At 64.4% G+C, this 14,947-nt stretch carries 11 protein-coding genes and 1 pseudogene; 10 read left to right on the forward strand and 2 right to left on the reverse strand.

The window, feature by feature from the left end; all coding sequences use genetic code 11:
- Positions 1–177 precede the first annotated feature (177 nt).
- Positions 178–525, forward strand: coding sequence for a hypothetical protein (locus tag PAQ31011_RS19205; protein WP_150577333.1), 348 nt, complete (start codon positions 178–180; stop codon positions 523–525).
- 109 nt (positions 526–634) lie between these two features.
- Here PAQ31011_RS19205 and PAQ31011_RS19210 read toward each other — a convergent pair whose 3' ends face one another.
- Positions 635–1,390: an SDR family oxidoreductase gene (locus PAQ31011_RS19210; protein WP_150577334.1), complete on the reverse strand. Its 756-nt coding sequence runs from the start codon at positions 1,388–1,390 to the stop codon at positions 635–637.
- 390 nt (positions 1,391–1,780) lie between these two features.
- Between PAQ31011_RS19210 and PAQ31011_RS26765 the strand changes: the two are divergent.
- From PAQ31011_RS26765 to dxs, 8 genes and pseudogenes are all read left to right on the forward strand, one after another.
- Positions 1,781–2,497, forward strand: a pseudogene (locus tag PAQ31011_RS26765) (CDP-alcohol phosphatidyltransferase family protein); the annotation flags it as partial.
- On the forward strand, positions 2,474–3,286 hold the full coding sequence (locus tag PAQ31011_RS26770) for a HalD/BesD family halogenase (RefSeq protein ID WP_425495124.1): 813 nt from the start codon (positions 2,474–2,476) through the stop codon (positions 3,284–3,286). The pseudogene PAQ31011_RS26765 and the gene PAQ31011_RS26770, both read left to right, overlap by 24 nt.
- A complete protein-coding gene (locus tag PAQ31011_RS19225) occupies positions 3,287–4,309 on the forward strand; it encodes a flippase-like domain-containing protein (protein ID WP_150577335.1) in 1,023 nt (340 codons plus the stop codon). It begins immediately after the preceding gene.
- 15 nt (positions 4,310–4,324) lie between these two features.
- Entirely contained in the window at positions 4,325–5,089 is a 765-nt protein-coding gene (locus PAQ31011_RS19230; RefSeq protein ID WP_039399729.1) for a phosphocholine cytidylyltransferase family protein, read from the forward strand.
- On the forward strand, positions 5,086–6,795 hold the full coding sequence (gene aepX, locus PAQ31011_RS19235; RefSeq protein WP_150577336.1) for a phosphoenolpyruvate mutase: 1,710 nt from the start codon (positions 5,086–5,088) through the stop codon (positions 6,793–6,795). Before PAQ31011_RS19230 ends, aepX begins: the two co-directional genes overlap by 4 nt.
- A complete protein-coding gene (gene aepY / locus PAQ31011_RS19240; RefSeq protein WP_150577337.1) occupies positions 6,788–7,975 on the forward strand; it encodes a phosphonopyruvate decarboxylase in 1,188 nt (395 codons plus the stop codon). Before aepX ends, aepY begins: the two co-directional genes overlap by 8 nt.
- A 38-nt stretch (positions 7,976–8,013) precedes the next feature.
- Entirely contained in the window at positions 8,014–9,087 is a 1,074-nt protein-coding gene (locus PAQ31011_RS19245; protein ID WP_150577338.1) for a 2-aminoethylphosphonate aminotransferase, read from the forward strand.
- 21 nt (positions 9,088–9,108) lie between these two features.
- On the forward strand, positions 9,109–11,013 hold the full coding sequence (gene dxs / locus PAQ31011_RS19250; RefSeq protein WP_150577339.1) for a 1-deoxy-D-xylulose-5-phosphate synthase: 1,905 nt from the start codon (positions 9,109–9,111) through the stop codon (positions 11,011–11,013).
- 104 nt (positions 11,014–11,117) lie between these two features.
- Here the strand turns inward: dxs and hpnN are convergent, their stop codons facing one another.
- Positions 11,118–13,754 carry a hopanoid transporter HpnN gene (hpnN, locus tag PAQ31011_RS19255; protein ID WP_150577340.1) on the reverse strand — a complete coding sequence of 879 codons (2,637 nt, stop codon included), beginning with the start codon at positions 13,752–13,754 and terminating at the stop codon, positions 11,118–11,120.
- A 253-nt stretch (positions 13,755–14,007) separates the two neighbouring features.
- Here hpnN and PAQ31011_RS19260 point away from each other — a divergent pair, with 253 nt between their 5' ends.
- Positions 14,008–14,658: an MlaC/ttg2D family ABC transporter substrate-binding protein gene (locus tag PAQ31011_RS19260; RefSeq protein WP_150577341.1), complete on the forward strand. Its 651-nt coding sequence runs from the start codon at positions 14,008–14,010 to the stop codon at positions 14,656–14,658.
- Positions 14,659–14,947: the final 289 nt, after the last annotated feature.

The raw sequence follows: 14,947 nt of genomic DNA on the forward strand, positions 1-14,947 counted from the left end.
CGAGTTCAATATCACCGCTAGTTGCGTACTCCCGTTCGTTCCTTTGGAGAAATTCCCTGCCGTCTTTCGGAATTGCCTGATAGAAATGCCAGGAACAAATTCCGACTATGAAAACGCGCCCGGGGATGTCGAATTTCGGCACCCGGAGGGCGGTTCACCCATAGGGGGTACGACGACATGGAGCAACGCAAACGACACGACGGTTTCGAACGTTGGGCGGCGGGCGCGACGGCGCGTCAGGCCGGACGGGACGACGCCCGCTGGCGTGTCTTTCGCGCGCCGGAGCAGGCGGACTTTCACGGGTTCGTCGTCTGGTGCTACACGCAGGGCGTGTTTCTCGGGCAGGAGTTCGACCGGCGCACCGACACCATCACGCACTGCTATGTGCGCAATGGTGCGTGGGCCGTGCAGTTCGACTCGTTCAGCGAGGCCTGTGAGCGCGCCTTCGATATTCATGCGCCGACGCTGATTCTCTACGCGCCGGAGCGCAACGGCAGCGTCTTCATCACCAGTACCGAGCAATAGGGTGTCCGCCGCGTAATAGGTGATGCGCATGACGCACATGACGCCCGGTCAACCCGCACTGCGCAGGAAAACGACACCGGCCAGCCGAAACGCTGGCCGATGTCGTTTTTTACGCGTAGTTGCGAATGTCGTCGATTTCGGTCTGACCGAAGTCGTCGCGCTCGGTCAGGGCCAGAATGCGACGGGCGACGTCTTCCGGCGACGACAGCTTGCCGCTCGCCTTGAGATCCTGAAAACGTGCCAGCGCCGGGAAGCTTTCGACGCTGCTGCTGCGGATTGTCTCCTGCATGCCGGTGTCGACCACGCCCGGGGCCAGCGAAATCGCCTGCACGCCATGCTCTCGGTGCTCGGCATTGACCACGCGCGTATACATATCCAGTGCCGCCTTCGTCGAGCAGTAGACGGCCCAACCCGCGTTCGGATTGCGGCCTGCGCCCGACGAGATGTTCACGATCTGGCGTTTGGCCGTCAGCCCTTGCGTGGCGGCGAGAAAGCGCGACGTCAGCAGCATGACCGACGTCACGTTCAGCGCGAACGCCGCGCCGATGGCGGCCGGGTCGTTCAGCGCCGCCGAGTTGGCGACCGGGTGCACGGTACCGGCATTATTAATTAGCAGGTAACGGCCGGCGTCGCGCGGCAGCGAGGCAAAGATGCGCTCGGCGGTCTGTGCGGCGGCAGTCGTGTCGGCGAGATCGACGGCGATCTGTTCGAGCTTGACGCCCTTAGCGCTCGCCAGCGCGGCGAGTTCGTCGTCCGTGCGACGTGCCAGCGTCACAAGTTGGGTGCCGGGGGCGAGCAATCCACGCGCGAGTGACGCGCCGAGACCACGGGAGGCACCGGTAAGAATGGCAATCGTTTGGGACATTGGGAGAAGTGCGGTCGGAAGACACCGCAAAAAAAGCGACGGGATTGCCATTATCCGCGTATCGCCCGAATGCCGCTATACCGACCAAAAGTCGTTTTTCAAGGCGAAACGGCCGGGATTACGTCGATCCGGCGCAATCTGGTGCGTCAAATAGACGCCGGGTGGCTCTAAAGCGAAATAGAGTATTGCGGAATATAATCGCGAACTCGGAACGCCTATCGCCTAACGTAGTAATTAGGGGTATTTGCAGACCCTTCGGAACACTCAGCCCGCAGTGCAGCGCAAGGTTTATCGCGCGTCAATGCCCTGAATCGCCAAGGTTGTCGCGGTAAGTACAGGTGTTTTAAGTGCACTGCACATTACCGTCTTATGGGTATATATTCCCCCCTCATGGAAACGATACCGAAAATCATTTCGGCGCCTGCTGCTGCGTCGGCCACAAGTAAAACCGCACGTCCCGTGCCGCCGCGCCCGCGTCAATACGACGCCCGCCTCGCGCGCTGGCTGGTCACACCGCTCGTCAACACAGCGGTAACGCCGAATCACCTCACGACGGTTCGTCTGGTCGTGGGGCTCGCTTGCGCCTGGGCATTCGCCAAGGGTGGCTATGCGATGGCCAATCTCGGCGCACTGCTGCTCGTGCTCTCGAACTTCATCGACCATACGGATGGCGAGCTTGCCCGCATCAGCGGCAAGACGAGCCGGATCGGCCACTTTTACGATCTCGCGTCCGACGCCTTCGTCACGGTGCTGTTGTTCGGCGGCATCGGCATGGGTGTCGACGCCATGGCCCCGGGTCACTTCCCGCTGCCCGTACCGCTGTCGGCTTCTGCACTCGGTTGGATCGCCGGCTTCGCCGTCGCCCTCATCTTCTTCCTGCGCATGCGCATTGAGGAGCGCGTGGGCAAGGCGGGCACCAAGCAAGCCTCCGTTGGCGGCTTCGAGACGGAAGACGTGCTGTATCTGATGCCGCTCGTGACGCTGTTCGACGGCACGCGCGGCTTCCTGATCGCCGCGGCCATCGGCGCGCCGCTGTTCGCGCTGCTGGTCGTTGCTGATTACGTGCGTGTGATGCGCCGTCCGCTGCCGGTGAAGGCCGAAGCTGAGACGAGTCGGGTAGCGGCGCCGGCAGCACCGGTCGCCCCGATGGCACCCGCCGCATTTGCCGCAGACGCCGAGATCGAACGCGCCCTCGATGCCGTGGATTTCGATGGCGTCACGCGTGAGTTCAAGTCGCAGGACGCCTTCGTCTATATGGAGAAGTTCCTGCCGCAATCGGTCACGGAGCAACTGATCGCCGCGGCACGCGCCGTCACGCCGAGCGTGAACCGCAACTACCTGCCCGGCCATAAGCAGGGCGGCAGCGTGAGCCGTCATACGCTCGACGAGCTGGCGCCGTTCGTGGCCGAGCTGTATCGCTCGCCTGCCCTGATCGGTTTCCTTGAGCGACTCGCGGGCGAGAAGCTGCTGCCGTCGCCGCAAGAAGATCCGCACGCGTATGCACTGTATTACTACACGCGTCCGGGCGACCACATCGGCTGGCATTATGACACGTCCTACTACAAGGGCCGCCGCTACACGCTGCTGCTCGGCGTGGTGGACCAATCGAGCTGCAAGCTCGAATACCGGCTGCACACGCGCAATCCCGGTGCGACGCAAGTCGACGGCGCAGTGGCGTATCCGCCGGGCGCGCTGGTGTTCTTCGACGGGGACAAGCTGCATCACCGGATCACGCCGCTCGGCGATAACGAGGAGCGTATCTCGCTCACGTTCGAGTATGTGACCGACCCGCGCATGGGCACCTGGCAGCGTTTCATCTCGAACATGAAGGACGCTGTGGCCTACTTCGGTTTCCGGCAAGTGTTTCGTCAGATTTTTGGACGGACGAAACGCTAAATGAACCGGACCGCCATCGTCTCACTCACCCTCGGTTTCGCCCTTTTCGTCGCCCTGCTGATCTGGCAGGGCACGGGATCGGTGATGTCCACGCTGGGCGCTGCCGGCTGGGGCCTGCTGCCCATCGCCGCCTTCCACCTCGTGCCGCTGGTGCTCGACGCCGCCGCCATTCAGGTGCTGGTGTCGAAGTCGTGCACGCTCGGGCGCGCCACGCTCACGCGTTGGGTCGGCGAATCGGTCAACAGCCTGCTGCCCGCCGGGCAGATCGGCGGACCGATCGCGATGGTGCGTCAAATGAAACAACGCGGCATGGCCGGTCGTGAAGCGGCCGCCGCCATTACCGTCAGCACCACGCTGCAAGCCGTGGCGCAAATCGTCTTCGCCCTGCTGGGACTGGCCGTGTTCGGCATCAGCGCGACGCAGAGCACCAGCGACAGCCTGTGGCTGCCGATGTTGCTCGCCACCGCGCTCGTCTCCGCCCTGCTCTACGCGTTCTATGTCGCTCAGCGTCGCGGCATCTTCGGCTGGGCATTCCGCATGCTCTCGAAGATGTCGTCCAAGCGCGACTGGTCGTCGTTGCTCGACCGCGCCGATGCCGTCGACGAAATCGTGCAGCGCATGTACGGTCATCGCCGTCAGGTGCTCGCCAGTTTTCTGCTCAGCCTCGTGGGCTGGATCGTCGGCACCGTCGAAGTCTGGCTGATCCTGCAATTCATCGGGCATCCGGTGAGCTGGGTCGATGCGCTGCTGCTTGAAAGTCTCGGGCAGGCGATTCGCGGTGCCGCCTTCTTCGTGCCGGGTTCACTCGGCGTGCAGGAAGGCGGGTATCTGCTGCTCGCCCCGCTCGTGGGTTTGCCGGCCGACGCCGCGCTGGCCCTGTCGCTGGCCAAACGTACGCGCGAGCTGCTGCTCGGCGTGCCGGGCCTCGTCTATCTGCATTTCTCCGAACGTGGCTGGCGTCGTCAGCGCGCTGCGCAACAAAGCGTGCCGCTGCCCACCGCCACGGATACTGCACCGCTCTAAAGAAGGATATCGACCATGCGGGCCATCATTCTCGCAGCAGGCATGGGCCTGCGTTTGCTCCAGCCCGAAGACAAGCAGTCGCCCAAGTGCCTGCTGAAGTTCGACGGCATGTCGTTGCTCGAGCGTCACCTTCGCATGCTGGCAGCCGCCGGCATCACGGACGTCGTGCTCGCGCTCGGGTTCCATCACGAGCAAGTGAGCGAGGAACTGGAGCGTCTGAACTGGACGCCGCGTCCCAAGATTTACCTCAACCCGGAATTCAACCTGGGTAGCGTGCTCACGCTGCACACCACGGCTGAAGCCATGACCGCTGGCGGCGACGTGCTCGTCATGGATGCGGACGTGCTCTACGACCAGCGCATTTTCAACGCCCTCGTCGCAGGCAAGACCGCCAACCGTCTGCTCATCGACCGCGACTTCGAAGTCGGCGACGAGCCGGTCAAGCTGTGCCTGCGCGACGGCGTGCCGGTCGAGCTGCGCAAGCAGGTCATGGTCGGCCTCGAATACGACACCGTCGGCGAGTCCGTCGGGTTCTTCCGTTTCAACGAAGCGACGGCAACGCGTCTGGCGGAAATCACGCGCGATTACGTCGAATCGGGCCGCGCCAAGATGCCGCACGAAGAAGCTGTGCGCGATCTGCTGCTGGAGCGCGGTGCGCAATTCGAAACCGCCGATGTCACGGGCTTCCCGTGGATCGAAATCGACTACCCTGAAGATGTGAAGCGCGCCGCCGATCAGGTGCTGCCGCAACTCGAACCGCTCACGATGGTGTCCGAATGAACGCTCCCGACGCATTTACCCTTCCGCCCACGGCCACGCGCGCAGCACAACTGCGCGCCATGCTGCTCAGCAATCAGCTCGAATTCCTGATGGAAGCCCACAACGGTATCTCCGCACGTATCGTGCGCGAAGCCGGTTTCAAGGGCATCTGGGCGTCCGGTCTGACCATTTCGGCGCAGTTCGGCGTTCGCGACAATAACGAAGCCAGCTGGACGCAGGTCGTCGACAACCTCGAATTCATGGCCGACGCCAGCGATCTGCCGATCCTGCTCGACGGCGACACCGGCTACGGCAACTTCAACAACATGCGACGTCTCGTGCGCAAGCTCGAACAACGTGGCATCGCGGGTGTGTGTATCGAAGACAAGGTCTTCCCGAAGACCAACAGCTTCATCGGTGGCGAACGTCAGCCCCTGGCCGACATCGACGAGTTCTGCGGCAAGATCAAGGCCGGTAAGGATTCGCAGGCCGACGACGATTTCTCGATCGTCGCCCGTGTCGAAGCGCTGATCGCCGGCTGGGGCATGGAAGAAGCCCTGCGCCGTGCCGAGGCCTATCATCAGGCCGGCGCGGACGCCATCCTGATCCACAGCAAGCTCAAGCGCGCCGATGAAATCGTGCAATTCGCGCGCGAGTGGGGTAACCGCTGCCCGCTGGTGATCGTGCCGACGAAGTACTACAGCACGCCGACCGACGTGTTCCGCGAAGCCAACATCAGCCTCGTGATCTGGGCGAACCATCTGCTGCGCGCCGCGACCTCGGCCATGCAGTCGGTGGCCGCCGAGATTCACCGCAACGAAACGCTGATCAACGTCGAAGACCGCGTCGCGACCGTGGACGAGATCTTCCGTCTGCAAGACGCCGACGAGTACACGCAGGCCGAAGACCGCTACCTGTCCGCCGCCAACGCACCGCGCTCGGCCATCGTGCTGGCCGCCAGCCGTGGCAAGAACCTGGAAAGCGTGACGACCGATCGTCCGAAGGTCATGCTGCCGGTCGCGGGCAAGCCGCTGCTGCGCTGGCTGGTCGACGGCTTCAAGAAGCAGAACGTGAACGACATTACGGTCGTGGGCGGCTATCGTGCCGACGCGATCGACACCGCCGGGATCACACTCGCCGTCAACGAACGTCATGCCGAAACGGGCGAACTGGCTTCGCTCGCACGCGTAGCCAACGCCTTCGCGCAAGACACCGTAGTGTCGTACGGCGACCTGCTGTTCCGCAGCTATATCGTGCGCGATCTGGTCGAGAGCGATGCCGACTTTACCGTCGTGGTCGACTCCACCGCAGCCGTCACCGCCAATGCGGCGAACGCCAGCGTGCGCGACTTCGCGTATTGCTCGGCCGGCGACGACCGTGGCCTGTTCGGTCAGCAAGTGCTGCTCGAGAAGATCAGCGGCGACGCCTCGGACGCGGGCCGCACGCCCAACGGCCGCTGGATCGGTCTGCTCGGTGTGCGTGGCGACGAAGGCCGCGCGCAACTCCAACGCGTTTTCGCCGCGCTTCAGACGCGCGCCGACTTCGACCAGCTCGGCATGCCCGAACTGATCAACGCGCTGGCGGTCGATGGCGCAAAGATCGAAGTGCAATACGTGCACGGTCACTGGCGCGGTGTGAACGACATGGAAGAATTCCGCCGCGCGGCCGATTTCGCCCATGGTCAGACGCCGTTCAGCGGCACCGCTCCGGAGACGCAAGGTGATTGAGGCAGGTCAGTTCGTCGAAGCCGCGCGCAAGCACGGCTTCACGTGGTACACCGGCGTGCCGTGTTCGTTCCTCACGCCGTTCATCAACTACGTGTTGCAAGACCCGACGCTGCACTACCTGTCGGCGGCCAACGAAGGCGACGCGGTCGCCATCGCGGCCGGTGCGACGCTCGGTGAAGGCCGTGGTGCGCGTTCGGTCACGATGATGCAGAACTCGGGCCTCGGCAACGCCGTCAGCCCGCTCACGTCGCTCACGTGGACGTTCCGTCTGCCGCAGTTGCTGATCGTGACGTGGCGCGGCCAGCCGGGCATTACCGATGAGCCGCAACACGCGCTCATGGGCCCGATCACGCCCGCCATGCTCGACCTGATGGAAGTGCCCTGGGAGTTGTTCCCGACCGAGCCCGACGCGATTGCACCGGCGCTCGAGCGTGCGGTGCGTCATATGGACGAGACCGGCCGCCCCTACGCACTCGTGATGCAAAAGGGCAGCGTGGCGCCGTTCCCGCTGCAACCCTCGGAGCGCCCGGCGCGTCCCGCACAGCCGGCACCGGTGTCGGTCATGCGCAGTGTTGCGCCGTCGGACATGCCGACGCGTCGCGACGCCCTCGCCCGTGTCATCGCGCACACGCCGCTCGAAGGCACCGTGGTGCTCGCGTCGACCGGCTTCTGCGGACGCGAACTCTACGCCCTCGACGACCGTGCCAATCAGCTCTACATGGTCGGCTCGATGGGTTGCGTGACGACGCTCGCGCTGGGGCTCGCGCTCGCGCGTCCGGACCTGCGCGTGGTCGCACTCGACGGCGACGGCGCGGCACTCATGCGCATGGGGGCATTTGCGACGCTGGGCGCTTACGGCCCGTCGAACCTCATCCATTTGCTGCTCGATAACGCTTCGCACGACTCGACCGGCGCGCAGGCAACGGTCTCGCCGACGGTATCGTTCGCCGGCGTGGCCGCTGCCAGCGGTTATGCCGTGGCGCTCGAAGGCGATACGCTCGACGTCATCGAGCAGTTGTTCGACGGCCGCAGCCATAGCCTGAACGACGGCCCGCGCTTTGCGTGTCTGACGACGCGCCCCGGTACACCGGACGGTCTGCCGCGTCCGAAGGTCACGCCGGAAGCCGTGAAGTCGCGACTGATGGACCATATTGCACAACGCGCACAGGCTTCGGCCTGAGCGATCCCCCTTACGATATCTGCCGAGGAAGCTTCGCCATGCTGTTACTGAATCCGGGCCCCGTTACCCTGACCGAGCGTGTTCGCAAAAGCCTGCTGCAACCCGATCTGTGCCACCGCGAGCCTGAATTCTTCGACTTGCAGGACGAAGCCCGCGCGCGTCTGACGGCCGTCTACGGCCTCGACCCGGCCGTGTGGACGCCGGTGCTGATGACCGGTTCGGGCACGGCTGCCGTCGAGAGCATGACGGCCGGCCTCGTGCCGGAAGGCGGCCGCCTGCTGATCGTCGAGAACGGCGTGTACGGCGAGCGCATCTCGCAGATCGCCAAGCAATACGGCATCGATCACGACGTCATCCATTTCGAATGGATGCAGGCACCGGATCTGGCGCAGATCGTCGCCAAGCTGGACGCGGCAGGCGAGCGTCCGTACACGAACGTGGCGATCATTCACCACGAGACGACCACCGGCCGTCTGAACGATCTGACGGGCCTCTCGCGCGTGTGCCGTGAGCGGGGCATCGATCTGCTGGTCGACGGCGTGAGCAGCTTCGCCGCCGAAGCCATCGACTTCAACGACTCGGCCATCGTCGCCGTGGCCGCGACCGCGAACAAGTGCGTGCACGGCGTGCCGGGCGTGTCGTTCGTGCTCGTGCGCAAGGCCGCCCTCGCGAAGGCGTTCGCCCGTACCTACTATCTGGACATCGCGCGCCTCGCCAAGCTGCAAGCCGAGCGCAACACGCCGTTCACGCCGTCCGTGCAGGCCTACTACGCGCTCGTCGAAGCCCTGCGTGAACTGGAAGACGCCGGTGGCTGGGAAAAGCGTCACGCGCACTACGGTGCGCTCGCCGAGCAAGCGCGCGCCGGTCTGGCCGCGCTGGGCATCGACAGCGTGCTGCCGCCGGGCGAATCGTCGGTGGTGCTGCGCGCGTACAAGCTTCCGGCCGGTGTCGACTATCCGCGTCTGCACGACTGGCTCAAGGCCGACGGCTTCGTCATCTATGCCGGTCAGGGCGGTCTGTCGAAGGAACTGTTCCGTATCTCGACGATGGGCAACCTCACGGCGGCCGATATCGATCGCCTGCTGGCCTCCTTCGCCCGGCTGGTGAAGTAAGCCGGGGACAGACGTTCAGCCATGACAGATTTGCTAGCCAGCCTCCACTCCCCTGCCGAACTGCGCGCGCTCTCGCGTCCTGAATTGCGCCGCGTGGCCGACGAACTGCGCGCCTGCGTGCTCGAGAACGTCTCGCGCACCGGCGGGCACCTGTCGTCGAATCTGGGCACCGTCGAACTGACGATCGCCCTGCATTATGTCTTCGACACGCCGAACGACCGGATCGTGTGGGACGTGGGTCATCAGACCTACCCGCACAAGATCCTGACCGGCCGACGCGAAGCCATGCCGACGCTGCGTCAGTGGCAAGGGCTGTCGGGCTTTCCGAAGCGCGACGAATCGCCGTACGACACGTTCGGCACGGCGCATTCGAGCACATCGATTTCGGCAGCGCTGGGCATGGCGCTGGCGAGCAAGGTCAAGGGTGAAAAGCGTCACGCCATTGCCGTGATCGGCGATGGCGCGATGACGGCGGGCGAAGCCTTCGAAGCGCTGAACAATGCCGGCGTCTACGACGATCTGCCGTTTCTCGTCGTGCTCAACGACAACGATATGTCGATCTCGCCGCCGGTCGGCGCGCTCAATCAGTACCTCACGCGTCTGATGTCCGGTCAGTTCTACTCGGCCGGCAAGGAAAGCGTGCGCAATCTGCTGCGCAACGCGCCCGCGCCGATGCGCGAACTCGCCCACAAGCTCGAAGAACACGCCAAGGCCATCGTCTCGCCCACGGGCACGATGTTCGAGGAATTCGGCTTCAACTATCTCGGCCCCATCGACGGCCACGATCTCGACGCGCTGATCCCCGCGCTCGAGAACATCAAAGCCCTCAAGGGGCCGCAGTTCCTGCACGTGGTGACGCGCAAGGGCCGTGGCTACAAGCTGGCCGAAGCCGATCCCGTGCTGTACCACGGGCCGGGCAAATTCAATCCGAGCGAAGGCATTCGTCCGGCCGCACCGGGCACCGTCTCGGCCAAGACCTACACGCAGGTGTTCGGGGAATGGCTGTGCGATGCGGCAGCGGCAGACAAGCGCGTTGTCGGCGTGACACCCGCCATGCGCGAAGGCTCCGGCCTCGTCGAGTTCGAAAAGCGCTTTCCGGAGCGTTACTACGACGTCGGCATTGCCGAGCAGCACGCCGTCACGTTCGCGGGCGGGCTGGCGACGGAAGGCCTGCGCCCCGTCGTCGCGATCTACTCGACGTTCCTGCAACGCGGCTACGACCAGTTGATCCACGACGTCGCCTTGCAGAATCTGCCGGTCCTCTTCGCAATCGACCGTGGCGGTCTGGTCGGTGCGGACGGTGCGACCCACGCGGGTGCGTACGACATCGCCTATCTGCGCTGCATCCCGAATATGGTCGTGATGGCCCCGGCCGACGAGAACGAATGCCGTCAGATGTTGCAGACGGCGTTGGGTATCGACGGACCCAGCGCGGTGCGTTATCCGCGCGGCACCGGCCCCGGTGTGAAGACCGAAGCGGGTCTGTCCACGCTGCCGGTCGGCCGTGCTCAGGTGCGACGTCAGAGCGCTGCGCCCGCAGGCAAGCGCGTCGCGATTCTGGCCTTCGGGTCGATGGTCGCGCTGGCCGAACAGGTGGCGGACGCCTTCGATGCGAGCGTGGTGAACATGCGCTTCGTCAAACCGCTGGACGAAGCGACGGTACTGGAGATGGCGCGTACGCACGACCTCGTGGTGACGCTCGAAGAAGCGTCGGTGATGGGCGGTGCGGGCACGGCGTGCGTGGAAGCACTCAACGCCAACGGCGTGCTCGTCCCTGTGCTGCAACTGGGTCTGCCGGACACGTACATCGATCAGGGCACGCCCGCGCAGCAACTGGCCTCCGTCGGCCTCGATGTGCCGGGCGTCACGGCCTCGATTCGCCGGGCGATGGCTGAGCGTCTCGGTGGATCTGTCGAGGCGGTGTAGTGCGCCTTTGACGGCGTTCGCGGCGCATCGACATCACAGTCCGTCGCCCCCAAGAAAAACGGCACCTTTCGGTGCCGTTTTTCATTGCTTTCGGATTCAACGCATCAGGACTGCTTCGGCGGCACGGCTTTCTCGCGCGGCCGGCCCATCAGCACCGGCTGGAAGAACACAGCGCCGATGAGCGTGCACACGAGCGAGAGCGCCAGCAGCTTGCCCATGCTCGACGTGCCCGGGTGATGCGACAGCCAGAGGCTGCCGAACGCGATGCCCGTGGTTGCCGCAGACAGCACGATCGCCTGCGTCAGCCCCGACGCCAGCAAGCGGTACTGTCCGTGACGCCAAGCGATCACGTAGTAGATCTTGAACGCCACCCCCACGCCCAGCAGCAACGGCAGCGCGATGATGTTCGCGAAGTTCAGCGGTAGTCCGATCAGCACCGTCACTTCGAGCGTCACGGCCGCCGAGACCAGCAGCGGGACCAACGTGCGCAGCACGTCGCCGAAGTTGCGCAGCGCCAGCCACAGCAGGACCGTGATCGACAGCAGCGCCCACGCGCCCGCCTCGATGAACGCGCGAATGATCGTGTTGGCCGAGCGCAGAATCGAGATCGGACCGCCGACCGCGTCCGGCGTCGTGCGCAGGACAGCCTCGGTGAATTTGCGCAGCATCACGTCGTCGCTCGGGTCCGCGCCCTTCTCCACGCGCGGCGAGATGTTGACGAGGGCGCGTCCGTCGGCGGCCACCCACTGCGACGCGATGTCCTTCGGCAACGATTCGCGCGTGACCGACTGCGGCTGCAAGGCGTCGCGCAGTTGACCGAGCGCCAGCTTCAGCGGGTCGGCAATCGCGCGGTCTGCACGGTCGCGCGTGGCCGGATCAGCCGCAGCGAGCTTGCGCATCGCCGCTGCCAGACGCTGCGCTTCCTTCGCGCCCTCGCCCGGGTAATCGAGTGCGGCATCTTCCAACTGACCAGCGGCCGTCTTGAGCGCCGAGACGCGCGTGGCATCCGGCACAGCGGCCAACGGTGTTTGCGTGAGCACCGGCAGCAGCGACTTCGCCGCCGTGCCGATCATCGCCAGCTTGGCGGGCTGGTCGGACGGCAGGAACGTGGTGAGCGTCACCACGCGGCCGATTTCCGGCACCGCACGCAGCTTGGCGGCTTCGGCATCGGCATCCGCCAGATTCGGCGCGAGCAACTGCACATCGTTGACGCCCGCTTCCGGCGAATTCGACAGATCGATGAGCGTCGCCATCGACTCCGTATGCGGGTCTTTCAGATGCAGCGGATTGAAATCGAAATGCAAATGCGCGAGCAGCGGCAACCCGGCAATGACCAGCGCGAGCGTGCCGTACAGCAACGGCTTGCGGTGCTTCTCGGTGAAATCGTCGACCGGCCCGAGGCTGCGGAACCCGGGCGGGCTCGGCTCACCCTTCGGCTTGAACACGCTGATGAGCGCCGGCAGCAAGGTGATCGCCGACGGGAACGCCACGCACAGAATGCCCACACCCGCGATCAGGCCCAGCTCGGACACGCCGCGATAGTCCGTCGGCAGGAACGAGAAGAAGCTGGCCGCCGTGGCCGCTGCAGCCAGCGTGAGCGGCATGGCAATCTGCTTGCCTGCGCCACCCAACGCGCCGCGCAACACCTCGTCGCCCGATTTGCCTTCGTCATGTTCCAGTCGATGACGCTCTTCCCGATAACGCACACCGAACTGAATGCCGAAGTCCACCCCAATGCCGACGAAGAGCACCGCGAACGCGACGGAAATCATATTGAGCGCGCCGACCATCATCAGACCGAGCGCAAACGTGACGGCAAGCCCCGCGAGCAAGGTAATGAAGACCGCGAGAATCATCTTGCCCGAGCGCACGGCCAACCACAGCACCACAAGTACGGCGAGCAGCGTGATGACGGCGTTCGGCCCGGCGTCCTGACGCACCGACGCGAACTCCTCGTCCGACAGCGGACGCGGGCCGGTGAGGCGCACCGTCGCGCCGTAGCGCTCCGCGAGCTTCAGGTCGGCCACCGCATCGCGAATGCGCGTGGCCGCGTTAGCACCTGCTTCGAGCGCGCCGTAATCCAGCACCGGCTGCACCTGCACGTAGCTGCGCGCGACGGTATCGGGCGCGACCAGTGCGCGCCACGACATCGCGGCCGGACGATTCGCGAGTACCGCTTCCGAGGCGTCTGCCGCGTTGCCCAGCAAGCGCGACATATCGGAGAGTTTCACCTGACCGGTGAGCAACGGCGTCTGCAAGGTCACCGACAGCAGGTTCGACAGACCGGCGAGGCTCGGGTCCTGCGCGAGACGGTTGAGCAACGGTTTGGCGTCTTCGAGCTTGCCGGTGAGCGATTTGACGTCGCCCGTCGACGCGAAAAGTAATGCGTTGTGTGCGAAGAAATCGCCCGCGCCGGGACGGCTCACCGCGCGGAACACATCCGTCTCGCTTTCGAGCTTGGCCGCCAGCTCGGCAGCGGCCTTGTCGGCGAACTCGGCGGCGGGAGCCTGCACGACGGCCAGCGTCAGGTCGGTCTTCTGCGGGAACGCACGGTCGATTTCACGACCGCGTTCGGCGGCCGGGGTATTCAGATCGATCAGGCTGGACACGTCGGTGTTGATCGCGAAATGCTTGGCGACATACACACAACTGGCGACCACGAGCAGCAGCGAAGCGAAGATGACCGGGTACGCGTGCTTCGCCGAAAAACGGACGATGCGCACGACGAGCGAAGTCAGCATGAAGCGGTTCCGGAAGAAAGTGGAAGTCTCACTGTGACGTCCGACGCATGGCCCACCGCCCCTCAACACGTAACGAAAGGTTAAACATTAGCGGGCATCAGGAACCAATCGCGCAGAAAATCCGTCGATCAGCCACAGAATGCGCAGAGAACAGTGAATTTACAAAATCGCAGCAGTATACAGGGGCCGGGTGTGCGTCACGTGCACTACACTACGGCCTACCCCCGAATCCAACCTATTCAGACAAGCTGGCATGAATAAATTCCTGATGACGGTGGCTGCCGTCGCATTGAGCGGTATCGGCAGCGTAGCGACCGTATCCAGTGCCTGGGCCCAGGCAAGCGCCAATCCGAACGACATGGTGAAGACGGCCGTCGAGACGGTCGTCAAGGGCGTGAAGGCCGATCCGGCAGCCAAGACCGGTGACGTCACCGCCACGGCGCGCGTCGTCGCCCGCGACTTCCTGCCGTACGCCGACTTCCAGCGCACCACGCGCTTCGCCGTCGGCCCCAAAGCCTTCGACGCCGCCACGCCCGCCCAGCAGCAGCAAGTCTTCGAGCAGTTCCAGCAACTGCTGGTGAACACCTTTGCACTGCAACTCTCGCAAGTGCGCGGTAACGACCTGACGTTCAAGTTCGATCCGGCAAAGCTCACGGCAAACAGCAGCGACGTGGTGGTCGGTGCGACCGTCAGCGGCACGGGCGACAACCTGTCGGTGGCTTACCGTCTCACGAAGACCGACAAGGGCTGGAAGATCTACGACATCAACATGATGGGCGAGAACGTGGCCAACGCCTGGCTGATCCAGTTGTACCAGCCGCAGTTCAAGGCGCGCATCGCTCAGGGCGGCATCGACAGCCTGATTGCCTACCTGCGCGAGAAGAACGACCGTTTCGGCAAATAAAATCAACGACTTAAGCAAGGCCAGTCGGAACCCATTCGCTTCCAGCCGGACAGATTGAATGACCGTTCGCCGAGATTTCCGGAGAATGGCAGCAGGATCGGCGCAGAACTCATCCAGATCGGCGCCGATTCGTCAACATTTATGCAACACTTGCGGGCGCTCTCCTACCGGGGGTCGCCAGCAATATTTGGCAGCCACGGTTACAATCGCTGCTTGTCAAACGACCGGACGGCGGTCCCCCCGCGGGTGTGTACGATTTGCCATCGAAACTGGCCCCGTACTCTTCAGT

The organism is Pandoraea aquatica, assembly GCF_902459565.1.
Lineage (GTDB): Bacteria > Pseudomonadota > Gammaproteobacteria > Burkholderiales > Burkholderiaceae > Pandoraea > Pandoraea aquatica.

Bases quoted from the DNA above. Each gene is read 5' to 3' on its own strand.
- PAQ31011_RS19230 (WP_039399729.1), top strand. From the start codon at position 4,325: ATGCGGGCCATCATTCTCGCAGCAGGCATGGGCCTGCGTTTGCTCCAG.
- PAQ31011_RS19260 (WP_150577341.1), top strand. From the start codon at position 14,008: ATGAATAAATTCCTGATGACGGTGGCTGCCGTCGCATTGAGCGGTATC.
- PAQ31011_RS19245 (WP_150577338.1), top strand. From the start codon at position 8,014: ATGCTGTTACTGAATCCGGGCCCCGTTACCCTGACCGAGCGTGTTCGC.
- PAQ31011_RS19205 (WP_150577333.1), top strand. From the start codon at position 178: ATGGAGCAACGCAAACGACACGACGGTTTCGAACGTTGGGCGGCGGGC.
- aepX (WP_150577336.1), top strand. From the start codon at position 5,086: ATGAACGCTCCCGACGCATTTACCCTTCCGCCCACGGCCACGCGCGCA.
- PAQ31011_RS19225 (WP_150577335.1), top strand. From the start codon at position 3,287: ATGAACCGGACCGCCATCGTCTCACTCACCCTCGGTTTCGCCCTTTTC.
- dxs (WP_150577339.1), top strand. From the start codon at position 9,109: ATGACAGATTTGCTAGCCAGCCTCCACTCCCCTGCCGAACTGCGCGCG.
- hpnN (WP_150577340.1), bottom strand. From the start codon at position 13,754: ATGCTGACTTCGCTCGTCGTGCGCATCGTCCGTTTTTCGGCGAAGCAC.
- PAQ31011_RS19210 (WP_150577334.1), bottom strand. From the start codon at position 1,390: ATGTCCCAAACGATTGCCATTCTTACCGGTGCCTCCCGTGGTCTCGGC.